Raw genomic sequence first — 18,732 nt, forward strand, 5'->3', positions numbered from 1 at the left:
GTCATTGGCATAGTCGTTACGGTCGCTTGCAGGGCTCTGGCTTCTCGGACAAGGTCTGGAAGTATTTTTCGCGTTCGTCTTCGCTGAAGTCACGGCCCGTCGCCAGTTCGCAGGCCCTGTTTATCCAGGTCTGTAACCGCAGGTCCCAGATCGCGGTACCGGAGGCTGATGAAGAGACCAGCCATTGGCCGTCCTTGGCCAGTGTCAGGCTGTTGATCCCGGTGTCATGGAAGTCTTGGCCGATCTCCAGCGGCAGCTGCGAGTCCTTTTGGTACACATACAAGCGGCCATTGCTGTCACCCATGGCCACGGTGCCTTCTTCACTGACTGCCAGTGCGGCCGGCTCCACGGTTGAGGCACTTTGATAGGGTTTGGCTTGGGCGGTGGGGCCGTTCAGTGTGGCGAAGTACAATTGCCCTACGAAGTTGCCGAACCAGAGCGTGTTGCCGGTCGAGTCGAAGGTCAGTGCCAAAACATCACCGCGCTCCTTGACCAGGGTATAGGGTGCCGGCTGAAGTTGCGGGCAACCAGCGGCACTGTCGATCACGCTCCAGAAGCGTACTTTGTCGTTATTGACCGTAGCGAAATCCTGGCTGTTTGGGCGAAATGCCAGAATCCGAATGCTGCGCGGGAAGTCTTCAGGGACTTTGAGTTCGCAGATAATGGTGTGCTCGGGTGATAGGGCCAGCAGCAGGTTCCTGGGCGCGGTTTCTACGCGAAGCACAGAACCTGTTGCGTTGACATGGATTGCCTTGATCTTTTCGGACTTCTTCAGCGGCAAATCGCTCATTACCTGCGCATCGACCAGTTCATCGCTAAAAACTTTCACCTGACTTGCTTGCGCTACAAACAGCGTCTTGGCCAATGGTGCTCGTGCCAGGGACACGATAGTGTCTTCTTCGGCATGGCTGGTCGTTGCCAGCGCGCCGGTAATCGGGGCGATGGTGGAGACCTTGAGGAGGTTCTGGTTTGCGGTGAACAGGCGTGGTACGGCTTCGTCAACGGCCACTTGGGCAACGCCATCCGTATCGGGCAGCAACTGGCCGAAAGGGGGCTTTCCGCCCTCAAGCGAGACGCTAAGCAGATCGCCTTTCTCGGTCGTGATGAAGGCAGACTTGCCGTCCGCCGTAGGTGCGATGCTCACCAATTGTCTTGGCAGTTGAATCACTGTCCTGACCCGTCGCAAGGCTTGGGCGTTGTCAGAAAAAGACCAACGCTTGAGCTGGCCGTCCAGGCTGGCAGAGAGCAGTGATCCGTCGGCCAGGTAAGTCAATTGAACGACGCCACGCTCATGGGCATCCAGGCGCAGGAGCATTTTGCGCGTGGCCAGGCTCCAGATGAAGATTCGTCCTGCACGATTGCCGGCAGCCACGAACTGCCTGTCGGCACTGACGGCGACGCTGTAGAACGCACCTTTGAAGTTGCCCTCCTTCGGAACCGGCTCGAGGTACCCTTTCACCAGCTTGCCGTCGAGGTAGCTGAAAAGTCCTACCCGTTCATCGGCCGAGATCTCGGTTACGGCGACGGAACTGCCTGCATCGAAGGTTGCCAGCGCTGAGACTCGCGAAGGTACCTTCTCACTCCATAAGGGCACCGGGGCATTTAGCTTCGCCGGGTCGATTTGCCAAGCGCCAATGGCACCCCTCTCGAAACCGGCATAGAGAATGTCGCCCCCAGCCGTCAAGGAACGAATTGCGCTCTGCATTCGCCATAAGTGCGGGTCGCCGGCTTTTACCTTCGCTTCTCCAATCAGTTGCCGATTTGCCAGATTCCAGATCTTGATATTCCCTTCGCTGTCACCTGTGGCCAATTGGTCATTGCCGAGCAGGGCCAGGGTGCGAACCCCCTTGGGGTGCGCCTGTTCGAGGGCATTGATGTCCAGCTTCCAGGCCTGAGTGGCGGGTATGCCTTCGCGGACTTCCACGCTATGCCGACCTTCTCCTATTTCAGCCAGCACCAGGCGGGAGGGCTCGAACAATGCCACCCGGGATTTTCCGTCGCCAAGCGCTTCGACCGATTCGATCTGACGCGATTTGTTCAGGTAGTCACTCAGCACCGTTCTGAAATTCAACCCGACATACCGAGGTTCCTTTTCTTGGAACTGCACGCCTACGACCGTTGCAAGTGCACCCAGATCCACGCCAGGTTTGCCACCCAGAATTGATAAAACTCCTGCCTGTACCGCGTTGGCTTTGCGTGCTGCTGCCAGGTTGTTCTGGCTCACCACCCACTGCACACCCATAAACACACCGATGGCCGTAACGATGCACGCAAATGCCCAAGCCCCATGCGAGAACCATTTGCCGGAGTGATACTGACGATACGCTTGCAGAAAGCGCATCTCGACATCTGAAAACTGGTCATCTACCGCAGCTTTGGGGAAGTTGCGAGTACTGCGCGCGCGCAGGGTCTTGAAGTAGCTTGGCTGCTCGCCGCCCAGGTGCCAGGCATGCGCCAACTGTTGCCAGACTTCCAGGTTCTTCAAGCGCCAGGTTTCAATACTGCGCCGAATTGGGCTGGCAAGCCGGTCATGGGCCAACTCGTACCATTCGCCGTCTTCTCGACTTTGACGACGGATAAGGTGAACGCTTTCCAGCGTGGCCAGCTCCGAAAGGGTAGGGCAGTCCTTGTCTGCGGGGTCGATCATCGCCGGTGCCCGCAGGCCGCTGTGAGTCAGTAGCTTCCTGTCGATCCAGTCGCGAAGACGGCTCCCTCTCGGGGCGCGCGGGGCCGTCATGTCCAGGGCCTTATCGCAGTAATCCTGCAATGCGGTTTCGGCGTTGTAGTTGGCCAGATCACTTATGTGGATGCTGCTTACTACCTGATTGCTGCCGGCAAGGCGGTCCCACAAGTCGGAGCAGATGACTTGGAGCAGCACCGGCTCCACCGCATTTGTGGAGCGGACTTCGAGCGCGCCGGTGACAGTGCGCACGCGCATCTTGCTCAATTCGCGCACAAGGTGGACTGCCGCGTCCTCACCGTTCTCGGCTGGAAACTGGACGCCGAGCTTCTCGGTAGGGCCTTTTACCGCCTCGACAGCTTGGTCGGGGGTCAGTTGGGTCAGGCGAAACGTATTGGTAAGGCGTGTGGGAATGGTCTCGCGAAAACTATCCAGCCAGGAGAAGTATTCTTCCCGCATGCTGGCGATAAACCATACCGAGCCCTTGTTCAACAGTTCCCCTAGTTGATTGAAGAAGGTGTGCTGCTGCTCGGCAGTTGCACCATTGGTAAAGACTTCCTCAAACTGGTCAAGGACCAGCAAGGCACGCTTGGCCGGATGGGCTTGAGGGATTTCGAGGCGGCTGAAGTAAGTGCACAGCGTATCCTCGGCAAGTTTCTGGCCAAAACCACACTCTTCCAGCTGCAACAACATGGCCTCGACGGGATGCGTGGTCTCCTTACGGACCGCACGCATGACCGGCAAGACATGAAAGCGCTCTGTCAGCCTCGCCACCAGACCGTTCTGGGCCATGAGCAACGACGTCTTGCCTGCGCCGGACGGTGAATAAAGCACGATGATGCGATCTGCGATCAGCCGCCATTGCAACTCATCAATCTCGGCATCGCGTCCAAACAGATGTTGATGGCTACCGAACGGCCCTGGTCCTACATAAGGATTGTTCATGGCCGCCTCTGGGTACGATTTCTGAGCTCGCAAATGAACGTCGGTACATCTCCCCAATAAAGGCGCAGTTTTTCGGTCTTGGCCTTCAGGTATTGCTCGATGTAGCGTCGTGCGCTGCCTGGGTCGAGAATACTGTTCGGATCCACCTGTACCGAGAGGTGCTCATAGTTGGTGAGCAAGTCACGGCCCTCCAGTTGCAGGAGGCTGCGAAACAGTACCCGGAACTCCCAGGACTCGGCGTGGAAGCCAATGAAAAGCAGTGCACTGCAACTGAGCCGGCAACGGACGAAGGGAGGCACTGCGTCCTTCATGGAGGTAGCTTTGCTCAAATAATCAAAGAATTGGTCTTCCGTCATGACCAGCGTACCGGTTTCGCTCAAGTCGCCGAACAGCTTGACGACAATTGGATACTCGGCTGAGGGCACCTGGTGCGCCGGCACGGGGTTGTCGATCACGTATTGGTCATCGCACCGCTCTGCACTTTCGTTCCAGCGTAATAGACGCACTCGTGGACTGGCGCCAGCCTCCCTCAAGGCGTCGATGAGCAGGTCGCTCGGATCGGTAGTGACGTACAGCGGAAGGCGGTAGTGGGCCAGTACCGCATGAGGGTCGTTTGGGTCGCGCGCTCTTATGTTACGTCCTACGGTGGAGATCAGCCGGTTCAAGTTTTTGATGGCGCGCGCGTCCAGGCTGCGCAACTCATCGGGTACATCATTTGGGAAGCGTTCGAGTATCCGTTTGTAGACACTCCTGCACAGTTCTCGAGTCGGGAAAGGACCCTGCCTGGTAGTAGCAAGGTACTGCGCGATTTGTGGCAGGCCTTCGATGTCTCGCCCGCTCATTGGGTAGCGATACATCTCACCCCAGAGCGCGGCCAACTCTCGTCGTGAACCGAACAGTGTTTCCTGCATCGTCGGCCCAAGGATGGGGGTACATTCGCTTTGGTTCAGGTTGTCGACGATGGAGTCCCAGGGGTCTAGCGCATTGTCATCGTCACCAAACCCGGGCGGGTACCAGATACGTGCACTGTCAAGACGGGTGAAGATGACTGGCATCCACCAGTCTGGGCTGTTCATCACATGAGACCTGGCACTGGCAGCCGCTCGGTCTACCTCGCCATGCTCGGCAAGCTCCTTGAAGAATATGGGCATGAAGATGCCAGCTGTTGCCATGGAGAACTTGCCTTGCATCGCCAATATGGCAGGCACACCTTCATTTGCCAGCATTGGACCAATGGCGGTCAGCGCATCACGGGCAGGTGCGCCTGCGGACGCACTTTGGCATGAGCACAGCACAACCAGGCTGGGCGGTCGATCAAGTGAGGCGATACGCGAGGCAAAATCTTCCCCGGTCACCAGGTCAGCGCTGCCCTGCGCATTCTCCAGCCAGAGCGCCGGGCCTTTTGGCCCCATCATGCCGTGGCACATCAGGTAGAGCACATCGATACCTTCCTGTAGCTGTTCCATCACCGCCTGCAATGTGCTGCGGCCATGCTCGGCGAGGGTGATCGCGCGTACTGGATGCAGCGCCTTCTGGGCAATGTCCAGTTCGCGGGCTACGTCGATGGGCGCAAAGACCTGCGACAGGTCGCCAGGGTTGGCAATGACCAGCAATGCCTTGATGTCCTGTTTGGCGCGCAACTTCGGCAACCTGCATTCGCGGGTGAATAGGTAGCGCGAGAATAAACAGTGGCCATTACGCAATAAGGGAAGGTCCGGGTAGGCGGGGTGGACCAAGGTTTCCCATGGCAGGTTATGCAGGGTCGAAGTGCTCGGATCGACACGTAGCCGTATCCGCAGTGGTACACCGGCCTGGCTGGCGTAATTCTGGGCAGCCATGAACGCATCGCGAACATCGTTATTGGAAAACAATGCGGTTGAAAGTGTCTGGCCCGCAAGTACTGGGTCACCGCTGAACAGCTGAGGGTTGTCTATATTCAACTCGAGGGGCGCGGTGGGCGTGATACTGTCGCCTTCCTTAAAGCGTCTTCGGGCATTGACCTGGTATTTGTGGCTTCCATCCTGAAGAATCACGACCTCAAGTTCGGAATAGCTCCGCATGATACTCACCCGTTGCAACGGTCAAGGTTGTCAGACATGACGCACGAGACAACTCTGCCTGCACATACGACGTTGTTGGCAAGGCTCGACGGGTGGTCGGACTGAGCTTGGTGTCAATCCAAACTGCGGATAGTCCTGGGCAGGTCGGGATCTTTCAATCGGGTGATGATCATGATGTTGGATCCATTGCTGCTCACAATTGGTTTAGCTTCATTGTGAATGGCTGTCCATTGCCATTCAGCGCCTCAGGTTTGAAGTTGCGAAATCCGCCACGCGTACTTGTCATGAAGTCTAAGGGCGTGCGGACTACTTCATTTTCTCATCGACGCCAATAGTCATTCCGCGATCAGCGACAGCTGGCTGACCAGCATGATCGCGCGGGGGGAGGCGTTTCTTTGTTGCCAGGCGACCAAACAGGTTTCACCAGTCAACCAGCTTTCCATCCCAAGCCCAGAACGTCCCACTGTCCTCAGGCCCGTGACTGGCCACCAGCCGCAGGATGCACTGCGCAGCAAAGGCCGGCTCGAACAGCTTGCCCGGTGCCACGTTGGCCTGGAACGGTTGTGACAGCTGGGTATCGGTCGTCCCGGGGTGAATGGCCAGCACCGTCGACGCCGGGTTCAGTCGCTTGAGCTCGATACTGGCGGTTCGCAGCAACTGGTTGAGCGCTGCCTTGCTGGCCCGGTAGCTGTACCAGCCGCCCAGGCGGTTGTCACCGATCGACCCGACCCGAGCCGACAGTGCGGCGAAGGTGGCGGGCTGGTGGCGCAGCAACGGCAGCAGGTGCTTGAGCAGCAGGATCGGGGCGAAGGTGTTGGTGGCGAAACTGGCCAGCAGGCTGGTGAGGTCCAGTTGTGCCAGCGACTTCTCTGCCCGTGCCGGTGCGTCGTGCAGTATGCCCAGGGTGCAGAGCACCAGGTGCAGGTGCTGGCAGGTGGTGCTCACTTGCCGTGCCAGGTTTTCCAGCGCGTGTTCGTCACGGGCGTCACAGTCGATGCGGGCCAGGCGTTGGCCGTGTTGCTGGGCCAGGGCTGCCAGTTCTGGTGATCGGTTTGCCTGGCGCGAAACGGCAAAGACTTGCACGACGTCATTTCGAGCCAGCAACTGCATGCATAGCGCCAGGCCGATGCCCTGGCTGGCGCCGCAGACCAGGGCGTTGGCTGATCCGAGGGGATCGGTGATCAGACTCACAGCAACCTCCGGCTACGTGTGGGCGATTGAGTCGCCCTCGCTTTCAAGGCTCGCTGGTTGAGCGGCTGCCGTTCTCGAGGATCCTGGGGCCGGCTCCTTCCTGACCCAGCACATCCCCCGGGTTGCGCAATGGACAATCCTCCAGCGACAGGCAACCGCAACCAATGCAATTGTCGAGGCTGTCGCGCAGGGCTTCCAGCGTGCGAATACGCGCGTTCAGGTCCTCTCGCCAGGCCGATGACATCTCCCCCCACTGGGCGGCGGTGAGCTTGCTGTTGGGAGGGTAGCGGCCCAGGGCACGCTTGATTTCCTCAAGAGGAATGCCCGTGCGCTGGGCCACCTTGATGATGGCGATGGTGCGCAGCACCAGTGCCGGGAAGCGCCGTTGGTTGCCCGCCGTGCGGGTGCTGGCGATCAGACCCTTGGCCTCGTAGAAGTGCAGCGTGGACACCGGCACGCCGCTGCGTCGGGTGACTTCACCCACGCTAAGCATCCGTGTGCCGTCGGTGGTTTTTTTCGCTGCCACGGCTGTTGGTCTCAAGTTAAGTTGAGCTTTTATAATCCGGGCCGATCTTTCCCGCAATCGTTTCTCCGGAGGATCGCAGCCATGGTGCGCTGGCCGGTGCACACACCCACCGTAGCTATTGGCATAAGCAGCGCGCTCGGGATCGTAAGTTGATAGTCGATTCTGGCGGTGTTGCTCGATCAGATGGCTACTCGAAGCTTGAAGCATCGACGCTTACTGCCATAAAACAAAAAAGGAGCACAAATGTGCTCCTCTCTGTTTTCCCTCACTCAACCCCTCACTCCGCCATCTGCAACGCCGGCAACTTGACCCGAAACGCCTTGGTAATCCCCAGCAGACACAGGAACCCCAACGCCATCCAGCTCAAGCCGATCATGAACGACATGCTCGATAGGCTGGTCCACAACCAGATGGTGGTCAAAAAGCCCAGCGCCGGAATCGCGCCATACAGCAGCCAGTTGCGGCCCCCGCGCAGTTTCTGGTCCACCAGGTAATGCTTGACCACCGCCAGGTTCACCGCCGAGAAGGCGAACAGCGCGCCGAAGCTGATCATGTTGGCGACGGTGTCGAGGGTGATGAACAGGGCAATCAGCGACAGCAGGCTGACCAGCATGATCGCGGTGGCGGGCACGCGCTTTTTGGTCACCAGGCGGCCGAACACCTTCGGCAGTGCGCCGTCGCGGCCCATGGCAAACAGCACCCGCGACACACTGGCCTGGGACACCATCGCCGAGGCGAAGCAGCCGGCGACGTAAGTGGCGGTGAAGGCGGTGACCATCAGCTCGCCGCCGACGCGGCGCATCACGTCCAGCGAGGCGGAGTCCGGGTCTTTGAAGATGGCCCACTCGGGGAACACCATCTGCGCACACCACGACACGATCAAGAACAGCAGGCCGCCGAACAGGGTCACCGCCATGATCGCCAGGGGGATGCGGAACTTGGGGTTGGCGGTTTCCTCGGCCATGGTCGACACCGCGTCGAAGCCCAGGAACGACAGGCACAGCACCGCCGCGCCGGTCATGATCAGCGGCATGTTGAAGCCTTCGTGATGGAACGGCTTGAGCAGCGAAACCGGCTCGGCCTGGGCGCCCATGTTATGGATCGACAAGCCGACGAAGACCACGATGAACACCAGTTGCGCCACCACCAGCACGCAGTTGACCCGGGTGATGGATTCGATGCCGATCAGGTTGAGGAAGGTCACCAGGGCGATGGAGCCGAGCACCCACACCCAGGCGTGCACGGCGGGGAAGTATTCGGCCATGTAGATGCCGATCAGCAGGTAGCTGAGCAACGGTAGGAAGATGTAGTCGAGCAGCAAGGTCCAGCCGGCCATGAAGCCGAAGTAGCTGCCGAAGGCCTTGCGGGTGTAGGTGTACACCGAGCCTGAGAACGGGTGGGCCTGGACCATGCGGCCGTAGCTGTAGGCGGTCAGCAGCATGGCGGCGAGGGTCAGCAGGTAGGCGGTGGGCAAGTGGCCCTTGGTCATCTGGGTGACCAGGCCGTAGGTGGTGAACACCGCCAGCGGCACCATGTACGCCAGGCCGAACAGCACCAGCGCGGTAAGGCCCATGGTTTGCCGGAAGCGGCCGCTTGCGCTGGCCTGCGATGGGGACGGATGGGCGTGAGCATCGGCTGTATTTGTTGTTGTATGCATTGCGAACTCCTGGAAATTGACGACAGGACGCCGCGGTACACGCGGGGCGCGCACCGTCTGGAGAGCTTCACTTGGGGCGGGGGCGGCCGGGGCCGTGCACGCAAGCCGCCCACCCTGGCAGGGGTGGGCGGCGGCTTCAGGTCAGAGCTTGCCGACCAAGCGTGCGGTGCGGTCGACGGCGATGCGGGTCTTTTCCACCAGCTCGTCGAGTTCGCTGCGGGTGGCGATCAGGGCCGGGGCCATGATCATGCGGCCAAGGGTGGAGCGGATGATCACGCCTTCTTCGAAACCGAAGGTGCGGCACTGCCAGGCCAGGTCGTTCTCGTTGGCGAAGCGCTTGCGGCTGGCCTTGTCTTCGGCGAACTGCAGGGCGCCCAGCAGGCCGGTGCCCTGGATGTCACCGATCAGCGGGTGATCGCTGAAGGTTTCGCGCAGCAACTGCTGCAGGTAGGGGCCGGTGTCGTCCTTCACCGTGGCGACGATGTTTTCGTCGCGCAGGGCCTTGAGGTTGGCCACCGCCACCGCAGCGGCCACCGGGTGGCCGGAGTAGGTCAGGCCGTGGGCGAACACGCCGCCGCGCTCCACCAGGGCCTCGGCGATGCGCTTGCTCAGCACCAGGCCGCCCATGGGCACGTAACCGCTGGTCAGGCCCTTGGCGATGGACAGGGTGTCGGGCTGGAAGCCGAAGTATTCGTGGGCGAACCATTCGCCGGTGCGGCCGAAGCCGCCGATGACTTCGTCGGCGCACAGCAGCACGTCGTACTGGCGGCAGATGCGCTGGATTTCCGGCCAGTAGCTCTCGGGCGGGAAGATCATGCCGCCAGCGCCCTGGAACGGCTCGGCGATGAAGCCGGCGACGTTCTCGGCGCCCAGTTCGAGAATCTTCTCTTCCAGTTGCAGGGCGCAGCGCTTGCCGAACTCGGCCGGGGTCAGCTCGCCGCCGGCGGCGTACCAGTAGGGCTCGTCGATGTGGGCGATGTCGGGGATCAGCCCGCCCATCTCGTGCATGAACTTCATGCCGCCCAGGGCGGTGGCCGCCAGGGTCGAGCCGTGGTAGCCGTTCCAGCGGCCGATCATGATCTTTTTCTGTGGCTGGCCGACGACCTGCCAGTATCGGCGCACGGTGCGGATCAGCACCTCGTTGGCCTCGGAGCCGGAGTTGGTGTAGATGGCATGGCTGTAGTGGCCCGGCAGCAGGCTGAACAGCAGCTCGGACAGCTCGATCACCGCCGGGTGGGTGGTGTGGAAGAACATGTTGTAGTAGGCCAGCTGGTCCATCTGCGCGGCGGCGGCGGCGGTCAGGTCGCGGCGGCCATAGCCGAGCTGGGTGCACCACAGGCCAGACATGCCATCGAGGTAGCGGTTGCCGTCGTTGTCCCACAGGTTCAGGCGCTCACCGCGCACCATCACCCGCGGCCCTTCGGCGTTCAGGGCCTTCTGATCCAGGAACGCATGGATGTGGTGGGCGGCGTCGGCTTGTTGGTAGTCCTGGGTCTGGCGTTGCGGTGCGAAGGGAGCATTCATGGCTTTTTCTCTTTCTTGGAAGTCGCGCAAGGGGGATGCAAGCGGGGGCAGGTCCTCTGCTTGAACGGGCGCCGGTCCTGGGCCCTGGGGTTGGAGAAATGCTCCCACACCCGCGCAATCGCCGAAATCACCCGTTTTGGTGAGTGGCGCGTCTTCCAAAAGGCATGTGCCAGATAGCAAAAGGGCCGCTGAGCGGCCCTTGGTTTTTAGTGAGTGAAGGCCTTCAAACTACCCTTGCGGCTGGCCTCATAGGCTTCGCGCGCCATGGGTTGGGCCTGCGGGTTGCCCAGGTCTTCCATGGCCAGGCGGTGCGTCTCCGGCGCGAGGTACGCGGCAAAGGCGCACACGCAGGTGATGAAGAACGCCAGGCCACCGACCACCATTGGGATGTTGTCCGAACCCGGTGGCGCCACCATGGCGAACAGGGCCGGCAGCATGGCGGTGAGCATGGTGCCGATGTTCTGCGCGATGGCCATGGCCGAAACTCGGTAGCGGGTCTGGAACAGCTCTGGGTAGAAGCTTGGGAACACCGCGTTGTAGCCCTGGTAGACCATGCCCCACATGACGATCGAGGCGACGAACGCCAGCGGCACGTTCTGGATGCTGATCGCGTACAGGTAGACGAAGGCCAGCAGGCCCGACCCCAGGCAACCGGCGATCATGGTCGGGCGGCGGCCGATCTTGTCGGAAAGGTTGCCGACGAAGGGGATCACCAGCACCGCGACGATGTTGCCCACCACCGGGATCCACAGGTACACGCTCTTGTCGAAGCCGATGCCGTAGGCCGGCTGCACCGCGTAGGCCGCGCCGAAGATGGTGGCGACCACCGGGATCACGTTCATCAGGGCCATGAACATCACCAGCACCATGTGCTTCCAGCTGTGGCGGAAGGCTTCGCTGATCGGCGACTTGGCCACCTTGTCCTGTTTTTCTTCCTGGACGAAGGCCGGGGTCTCATGCACTTCTTTGCGGATGATGTAACCGGCGATCAGCACCACGGCGCTCATCAGGAACGGAATGCGCCAGCCCCACTCGTTGAACGCTTCGCTGGGCATGAAGTAGGCCAGCGGCAGGAACACCGCCGCCGCCATCACCTGGCCGGCCTGCACACCCTGCAGGGTAAAGCTTGCGTAGTAGCCGCGGCGGCCGAAGGGGGCGTGCTCCATGATCATCGAACTGGCCCCGGAGATCTCGCCGGCCACGGCGAAGCCCTGCACCAGGCGCAGCACCACCAGCAGCGCCGGGGCGAGCAGGCCGATGTCGTGGTAGGTGGGCAGCAGGCCCACGGCCATGGTCGACAGGCCCATCAGGAACATGCACAGCAGCAGCACGTTCTTGCGCCCACGGGTATCGCCCCAGTGGCCGAGCACGAAGGCACCCACCGGGCGTGCCAGGTAACCCACGCCATAGGTGGCCAGCGAGGCGATGATGGCCATCTTCGGGTCGGTGTTGGGGAAGAAGATCTGCGGGAAGATCAGCGCCGCGGCCTGGGCATAGATGAAGAAGTCGTAGTACTCGAGGGCAGAGCCGATCCATCCGCTGGCGGTGGCTTTCTTGGCTTGGGAACTTGAGTGGGCCATGTTGTCTCCGTTGTTCTTGTCAGGGGCCGGTGGTCAGCGCGCGCGGGGCACGGCAACGGGGCTATGGGGAGAAGACGAACGAGGCGATGCGGGTCGCAGGGCGAGGAAGCTGTGCATAGGTCGGTACCCGTTTTATTGAACTTATTATGTGGTGACGTTGGGCTGTACAGCGCAGGTTCCGCCGAACGACCGGCGTGGCAGCAAGAAAGGCCGACGGGCCTGCGACTGGTGTTCATGGTTGTTCACGGGGCGGGGTGAATCAATTCGTCGAAACGGGTTTTGTTCGGTAATCGAACAAAAACTAACTGTTTCGTACAAAGTGCATTGCCGGGGCGACTTTACCTGCGAATAATCGATCGTGCCAGCTGATCGCGGGGCAAGCCCGCTCCCACAGTTGCCAGTCGTGGGAGCGGCGGTGCGCCGATGCGACTTGCCCCGCGATGAGTTCATTGCACACCCCCAATAACAAGGAACACCCGCCATGCTGCGTTCGATCGCCACCGTGTCCCTCAGCGGCACCCTGCCAGAGAAACTCGAAGCCATCGCCGCCGCGGGCTTCGACGGCGTCGAGATCTTCGAAAACGACCTGCTGTATTACGCCGGCAGCCCCCGCGAGATCCGCCAGATGTGCGCCGATCTGGGGCTGGCCATCACCCTGTTCCAGCCGTTTCGCGATTTCGAGGGTTGCCGGCGCGAGCGCCTGCACAAGAACCTCGACCGCGCCGAGCGCAAGTTCGACCTGATGCAGGAGCTGGGCACCGACCTGGTGCTGGTGTGCAGCAACGTGCAGCCCGATGCCCTGGGCGATGAGCAACTGCTGGTGGACGACCTGCGCCTGCTCGCCGAGCACGCAGGCCGTCGTGGCCTGCGCATCGGCTACGAGGCGTTGGCCTGGGGCCGCCACGTCAACACCTACCAGCAGGTGTGGAACCTGGTGCGTCAGGCTGACCACGCGGCACTGGGGGTGATCCTCGACAGTTTCCATACCCTGTCGCTCAAGGGCGACCCGAGCGCCATCCGCGATATCCCGGGCGACAAGATCTTCTTCGTGCAGATGGCCGATGCGCCGATCCTGGCCATGGATGTGCTGGAGTGGAGCCGGCATTTCCGCTGCTTCCCGGGGCAGGGCGAGATGGACCTGGCCGGTTTCCTTGCGCCGATCCTGGCCACGGGCTACCGCGGGCCGTTGTCGCTGGAGGTGTTCAACGACGGCTTCCGCGCCGCGCCCCCTCGGCAGAATGCCGCCGATGGCCTGCGCTCGCTTTTGTACCTGGAAGAGAAGACTCGCCTGCAGCTGGAGCGCGAGGCGCGGGCCGTGGAGCCGGGCGTGCTGTTTGCGCCGCCTGCCGCCAGCGCCTACGACGGCGTGGAGTTCCTTGAGTTCGCGGTCGACGAGGCGGTCGGCGCGCGCCTGGGCGTGTGGCTCAAGCGCCTGGGCTTCGCCGAGGCCGGCGCACACCGCAGCAAGGCCGTGCGCCTGCTGCGCCAGGGCGATATCAACATCGTGCTCAACGCCGAACCCTATTCGTTTGCCCACAATTTCTTCGAGGCCCACGGCCCGTCGCTGTGCGCCACCGCGTTGCGGGTGAAGGATGGTCCGGCGGCGCTGCACCGCGCCACCGCCTACCGCGGCCAGCCGTTCCGTGGCCTGGTCGGCCCCAACGAGCGGGAGATCCCTGCCGTGCGCGCGCCTGATGGCAGCCTGCTGTACCTGGTCGAGCCCGAAGGCGCAGGCCAGAGCATCTACGACACCGACTTCCGCCTGGAGCAGGGCGCCAGCGCCAGTGGCGGCTTGCAGCGCATCGACCATATGGCCTTGGCGCTGCCCGCCGAGGCGCTGGACAGCTGGGTGCTGTTCTACAAGAGCGTGTTCGATTTCACCGCCGACGACGAGGTGGTGTTGCCCGACCCCTACGGCCTGGTCAAGAGCCGCGCTCTGCGCAGCCACTGCGGCACCTTGCGCGTGCCGCTGAACATCTCCGAGAACCGCAATACCGCCATTGCCCATGCGCTGAACAGCTATCGCGGCTCGGGCGTGCACCATATCGCCTTCGACTGCGACGACATCTTCCGCGAAGTGGCACGGGCCAAGGAGGCTGGGGTGCCGTTGCTGGAGATCCCGCTGAACTACTACGACGACCTGGCGGCGCGCTTCGATTTCGACGATGAGTTCTTGAGTGAGCTGGCCTACTACAACGTGCTGTACGACCGCGATGCCCAGGGCGGCGAGCTGTTCCACGTGTACACCGAGCCGTTCGAAGGGCGGTTCTTCTTCGAGGTCTTGCAGCGCAAGGGTGGCTATGCCGGATACGGCGCGGCCAACGTGGCGGTGCGCCTGGCCGCGATGGCCAAGGCGCGTAGCGGGGCAGGGCGTAAGCCGGTGCTGTGATCCAGAGCCCTCATCGCGCATTGTAGGACCGGCTTTGTGTCGCGAAAGGGCTGCGCAGCAGCCCCAGCAATCTAGTGGTACTCCGATATCCTGGGGCCGCTTCGCGCCCCTTTCGCGACACAAGGCCGCTCCTACACTGCGGTGAGGCCTAAGCAGCCAAACCTGACCACCCGACCAACAGCGCGCTTCCCTGCGCCGCCCGGCTCACGGATAATCCTGCGGATTCCTACAATGAGCCTGTGAGTCGGTATGAGTGATTCGGTAGTCCAGCCAGAAGCCGAAGGGGTGCGCAAAACCCGCAAGAACAACCCGGAGAAGACCCGCGAGAACATTCTCCAGGCCGCCATCACCGAGTTCGTCCAGCAGGGCCTGGCCGGCGCGCGGGTGGACGCCATCGCCGAGCGCACCGCCACCTCCAAGCGCATGATCTACTACTACTTCGGCAGCAAGGAGCAGCTGTACGTCGAGTGCCTGGTCAAGCTCTACGGCGATATCCGCAAGACCGAGCACAGCCTCGACCTCGAATCGCTGGCCCCTGAGCAGGCGATCCAGCGCCTGGTGGAGTTCACCTTCGACCACCATGCCAACAACGTCGATTTCGTGCGTATCGTCTGCACCGAGAACATTCACTACGGCGAGTACGTCAAGCAGTCGCCGGTGATCCGCGAGATGAGCAGCATGGTGCTCGATGCACTGGGCAAGATCCTCGCCCGTGGCGAGCGCGAAGGCGTGTTCCGCCCGGGGATCGAGGTGATCGACCTGCACATGCTGATGAGTTCGTTCTGCTTCTACCGGGTGTCCAACCGCCATACCTTTGGCGATATCTTCCAGATCGACCTGTCGGACGAGCAGATCAAGCAGCGCCACAAGCAGGTGATCTGCGAGGCGGTGATGCGTTACATCAAGGCTTGAACCACGGCCTCTGTAGGAGCGGCCTTGTGCCGCGAAAGGGCTGCAGAGCAGCCCCAGCAACTTGTGCGTTACCGCTGAAACCCTGGGGCCGCTCTGCGGCCCTTTCGCGACACAAGGCCGCTCCTACAGGTGCGGCGTCTTCCTCAATCAAAACTGGCGAAATGCGCCTGCATGCGCTCGGCATCGGCCGTGCGCCCGCTGAACAGCTCGAACGCCTTCACCGCCTGGAACACCGCCATGGTGCCGCCATCCAGCGTGCGGCAGCCCAAGGCCCGGGCATGGCGCAGCAGTTCGGTTTCCAGCGGGAAATAGATGATCTCCGCCACCCACAGCCGGGCATGCAGCAGCGCGGCCGGCAGGGGCATGCCCGGCAGCTTGGTCATGCCCACCGGCGTGGTGTTGACCAGGCCATCGGCCTCGGCCACTGCGCCGGCCAAGTCGCTGCCGAGCACTGCGCGGCCGACACCGAAGTGCTGGGTAAGGTTGTCCACCAGCGCCTGGCCACGGGCCGCGTCCACCTCGAACAGCACCAGCCGCTCGACCCCTTCGGCCAGCAGCGCATGGGCCACCGCCGAGCCCGCACCGCCGGCGCCCAGTTGCACCACCTGACGCCTGGCCACGTCCGGCAGGCCACGCCGCAGGCCTTCGGCGAAGCCCAGGCAGTCGGTGTTGTGGCCGACCCGTTTGCCGCCGCGCAGCACCACGGTGTTCACCGCGCCGATCCCCCGCGCTTCGTCCGACAGTTCGTCGAGCAAGGGCAGGATCGCCTGCTTGAACGGGAAGGTGATGTTCAGCCCGGTGAAGCCGGTGCGCTCGGCCGCATCGAGCAGTTGCGCCAGGGCGCTGTCGTCCACGCCCAGTTGGTCGGCGTCGATCAGCCGGTACAGGTAGCGCAACGCCTGGGCATCGCCTTCGTGCTCATGCAGCGCCGGGGTGCGCGAGGCCTGGATGCCACGGCCGATCAGGCCGGCGAGGATGCCTGGAGTGCTCATGCCTGCTCCTTGAAGTGCTCGGCGAAGTACGCCAGGGCCATTTTGTAGCCTTGGCTGCCAAGGCCACAGATCACGCCGACGGCGATGCTGGAGACGAACGACAGGTGACGGAAGGGTTCGCGCTTGTGCACGTTGGACAGGTGCACTTCGATCACCGGCAGCTCGCTGGCGATCAGCGCGTCGCGGATGGCGACCGAGGTGTGGGTCCAGGCGGCGGGGTTGATCAGGATGCCGTGGCAGCGGCCACGGGCGGCGTGGATCCAGTCGAGCAGTTCGCCTTCGTGGTTGGTCTGGCGAAATTCCAGCTCCAGGCCCAGTTCAGCGGCACTGGCGGCGCACAGGTTGGCCAGGTCGGCGAGGGTTTCGTGGCCGTACTGGGTCGGTTCGCGAGTGCCCAGCAGGTTGAGGTTGGGGCCGTTGAGCACGAGGATTCGGGGTGTCATGGCGGGGTATCGCTTTGTTGTTTTTGGATGTCGTGAGTTTTGTACTACCCGGTTAGTTTCGTCAAATGGTCGGCCTGGAAAATGGGCGATTATCGGACTGGGTGAGGGCTGGCATGGGTTCGCCGGGGTTTTTGCTGCGCCTATGAGATCGAGCGCCGCCCGCGCGGCGCATCGCTGGCAAGCCAGCTCCCACATCTGTTTCGGGCCAGTCACTCCTGTGAAGGTACCGCTGCATGCCTTATGTCTTGCGAGGGGCCGGTAATGCCCACCGAGATACCGCGTCATGCCAACAAGGCGGACAGTGGAGATTGACCAGGAGTAACTGGCCCGAAACAGATGTGGGAGCTGGCTTGCCAGCGATGCGCCGCGCGGGCGGCGCTCGATCTTGAGAGCGCTGCAAGGCTGTCGCCCTGCACCCGGTGGCCCGCACACGATCCAGGCCAGGCGCCCACCGAGATTACAAAATTGTAATCCTCACGCCACCGCCCCGATAACCAGCCCTCCCTACAGTCCCTCGCCAACGCATTCCGCCGCGCGTCGACGAGGACCCAAGCCGTGCCCATCCCCCGCAAGATCGCCTTGCTCTGCCTGTTGCTGGCCGGCCCCGCCAGCGCCCAGAGCCTGAGCCTGGACCAGGCGCTCGCCGCCGCCTTCGCCGAAAACCCCGAACTCGCCGCCGCCAGCCGCGAGATCGGCATTGCCGAGGGCGAGCGCCGCCAGGCTGGGCTGATCCCCAACCCGGAACTGTCCTGGGAGGTCGAGGACACCCGCCGCGATACCAGCACCACCACCGTCACCCTCAGCCAACCGCTGGAACTGGGCGGCAAGCGCGGTGCGCGCATCGACGTGGCCCAGGCCGGCCAGACGGTCGCCCAACTGGAACTGGAGCGTCAGCGCAACGGCCTGCGCGCCGATGTGATCCAGGCCTTCCACGCCGCCCTGCGCGCACAGACCGCGCTGGAGCTGGCGCAGCAATCCCAAGCCCTGACCGAGCGTGGGCTGCGGGTGGTGCAAGGGCGGGTCAAGGCCGGCCAGTCGTCACCGGTCGAGGCGACCCGCGCCCAGGTGCAGTTGGCCCAGGCCGAGGCGGCGGTGCGCCGTGCCCGTACCCAGCGCAGCGTGGCCTGGCAGGCCCTGGCGCGGCTGACCGGCAGCGCCCAGGCCGGCTTCGACAGCCTCGACGGCAGCAACCTGTCACCTGGCCCGGCACCCCAGGCCGAGCAGTTGCTGGGCAAGGTCGAGCAAACCGCCGACTGGCGCCTGGCCGCGGCGCAGATCGAGCGTGGCGAGGCCAGCCTGGGCTCGGAGAAGGCCAAGCGCATCCCCGACCTGACCGTCAGCGTCGGCAGCCAGTACAGCCGCGAGGACCGTGAGCGAGTCAATGTAGTGGGGCTGTCGATGCCGCTGCCGCTGTTCGACCGCAACCAGGGCAACGTGCTGGCCGCTTCGCGCCGCGCCGATCAGGCCCGCGACCTGCGCAATGCTGTGGAGTTGCGCCTGCGCAGCGATACCCGCAGTGCCCTCGACCAGTGGGCCACGGCCATGGGCGAGGTGCAGGCCTATGACCGCACCATCCTGCCGGCGGCGCAGCAGGCGGTGGACACCGCGACCCGCGGCTTCGAAATGGGCAAGTTCGCGTTCCTCGATGTCCTCGATGCCCAACGCACCTTGATCGAGGCGCGCGGGTTGTACCTCGAGGCGCTGGCCTCGGCCACCGATGCCCGGGCGCAGGTGGAGCGCATCTACGGCGAGCTCTGAGCCGCAGCCCATCGCGGGGGGCTCCCCCCACCCCCCCCCAACAAATCTGGGGGGGGGGGGGGGGCCCCCCCGGGG

At 62.8% G+C, this 18,732-nt stretch carries 12 protein-coding genes; 3 read left to right on the forward strand and 9 right to left on the reverse strand.

The genetic code is table 11. The annotated features are described in order from the left end of the window. Positions 1–16: 16 nt before the first annotated feature. From ABE459_RS17110 to ABE459_RS17140, 7 genes are all read right to left on the reverse strand, one after another. The gene (locus tag ABE459_RS17110; RefSeq protein ID WP_346648113.1) at positions 17–3,625 is read right to left on the reverse strand and encodes a WD40 repeat domain-containing protein; all 3,609 of its coding nucleotides are present in this window, start codon (positions 3,623–3,625) and stop codon (positions 17–19) included. After that, the gene (locus ABE459_RS17115) at positions 3,622–5,685 is read right to left on the reverse strand and encodes a CHAT domain-containing protein (protein WP_323831989.1); all 2,064 of its coding nucleotides are present in this window, start codon (positions 5,683–5,685) and stop codon (positions 3,622–3,624) included. The genes ABE459_RS17110 and ABE459_RS17115 overlap by 4 nt, the downstream gene beginning before the upstream one ends. A gap of 420 nt (positions 5,686–6,105) precedes the next feature. Next, positions 6,106–6,876: an SDR family NAD(P)-dependent oxidoreductase gene (locus ABE459_RS17120; RefSeq protein WP_323831991.1), complete on the reverse strand. Its 771-nt coding sequence runs from the start codon at positions 6,874–6,876 to the stop codon at positions 6,106–6,108. 43 nt (positions 6,877–6,919) lie between these two features. After that, a complete protein-coding gene (gene soxR / locus ABE459_RS17125) occupies positions 6,920–7,369 on the reverse strand; it encodes a redox-sensitive transcriptional activator SoxR (protein ID WP_323832033.1) in 450 nt (149 codons plus the stop codon). 310 nt (positions 7,370–7,679) lie between these two features. Beyond that, a complete protein-coding gene (locus tag ABE459_RS17130) occupies positions 7,680–9,059 on the reverse strand; it encodes an APC family permease (RefSeq protein WP_125463788.1) in 1,380 nt (459 codons plus the stop codon). Positions 9,060–9,200: 141 nt separating this feature from the next. Beyond that, positions 9,201–10,583 (reverse strand): aspartate aminotransferase family protein, encoded by a 1,383-nt coding sequence (locus ABE459_RS17135; RefSeq protein ID WP_125858389.1) that lies wholly within the window; start codon positions 10,581–10,583, stop codon positions 9,201–9,203. Positions 10,584–10,789: 206 nt separating this feature from the next. Then, on the reverse strand, positions 10,790–12,163 hold the full coding sequence (locus tag ABE459_RS17140) for an MFS transporter (protein WP_323831994.1): 1,374 nt from the start codon (positions 12,161–12,163) through the stop codon (positions 10,790–10,792). Between the two features lie 481 nt (positions 12,164–12,644). On the opposite strand from ABE459_RS17140, the gene quiC reads away from it, so the two are divergent. Then, positions 12,645–14,552 (forward strand): 3-dehydroshikimate dehydratase QuiC, encoded by a 1,908-nt coding sequence (gene quiC / locus ABE459_RS17145; RefSeq protein ID WP_323831996.1) that lies wholly within the window; start codon positions 12,645–12,647, stop codon positions 14,550–14,552. Between the two features lie 249 nt (positions 14,553–14,801). After that, the gene (locus ABE459_RS17150; protein ID WP_323831997.1) at positions 14,802–15,464 is read left to right on the forward strand and encodes a TetR/AcrR family transcriptional regulator; all 663 of its coding nucleotides are present in this window, start codon (positions 14,802–14,804) and stop codon (positions 15,462–15,464) included. A 143-nt stretch (positions 15,465–15,607) separates the two neighbouring features. On the opposite strand, the gene ABE459_RS17155 is transcribed toward ABE459_RS17150, so the two are convergent. Continuing rightward, a complete protein-coding gene (locus ABE459_RS17155) occupies positions 15,608–16,456 on the reverse strand; it encodes a shikimate dehydrogenase (RefSeq protein WP_323831999.1) in 849 nt (282 codons plus the stop codon). After that, positions 16,453–16,899, reverse strand: a complete 447-nt coding sequence (gene aroQ, locus ABE459_RS17160) for a type II 3-dehydroquinate dehydratase (RefSeq protein WP_323832001.1) — start codon at positions 16,897–16,899, stop codon at positions 16,453–16,455. The genes ABE459_RS17155 and aroQ overlap by 4 nt, the downstream gene beginning before the upstream one ends. 555 nt (positions 16,900–17,454) lie before the next feature. Here aroQ and ABE459_RS17165 point away from each other — a divergent pair. Further along, positions 17,455–18,657 carry a TolC family protein gene (locus tag ABE459_RS17165; RefSeq protein WP_323832003.1) on the forward strand — a complete coding sequence of 401 codons (1,203 nt, stop codon included), beginning with the start codon at positions 17,455–17,457 and terminating at the stop codon, positions 18,655–18,657. Positions 18,658–18,732 lie beyond the last annotated feature (75 nt).

Origin of the sequence: Pseudomonas sp. TWI923 (assembly GCF_039673365.1) — a bacterium.
Taxonomy (GTDB): Bacteria; Pseudomonadota; Gammaproteobacteria; order Pseudomonadales; family Pseudomonadaceae; genus Aquipseudomonas; species Aquipseudomonas sichuanensis.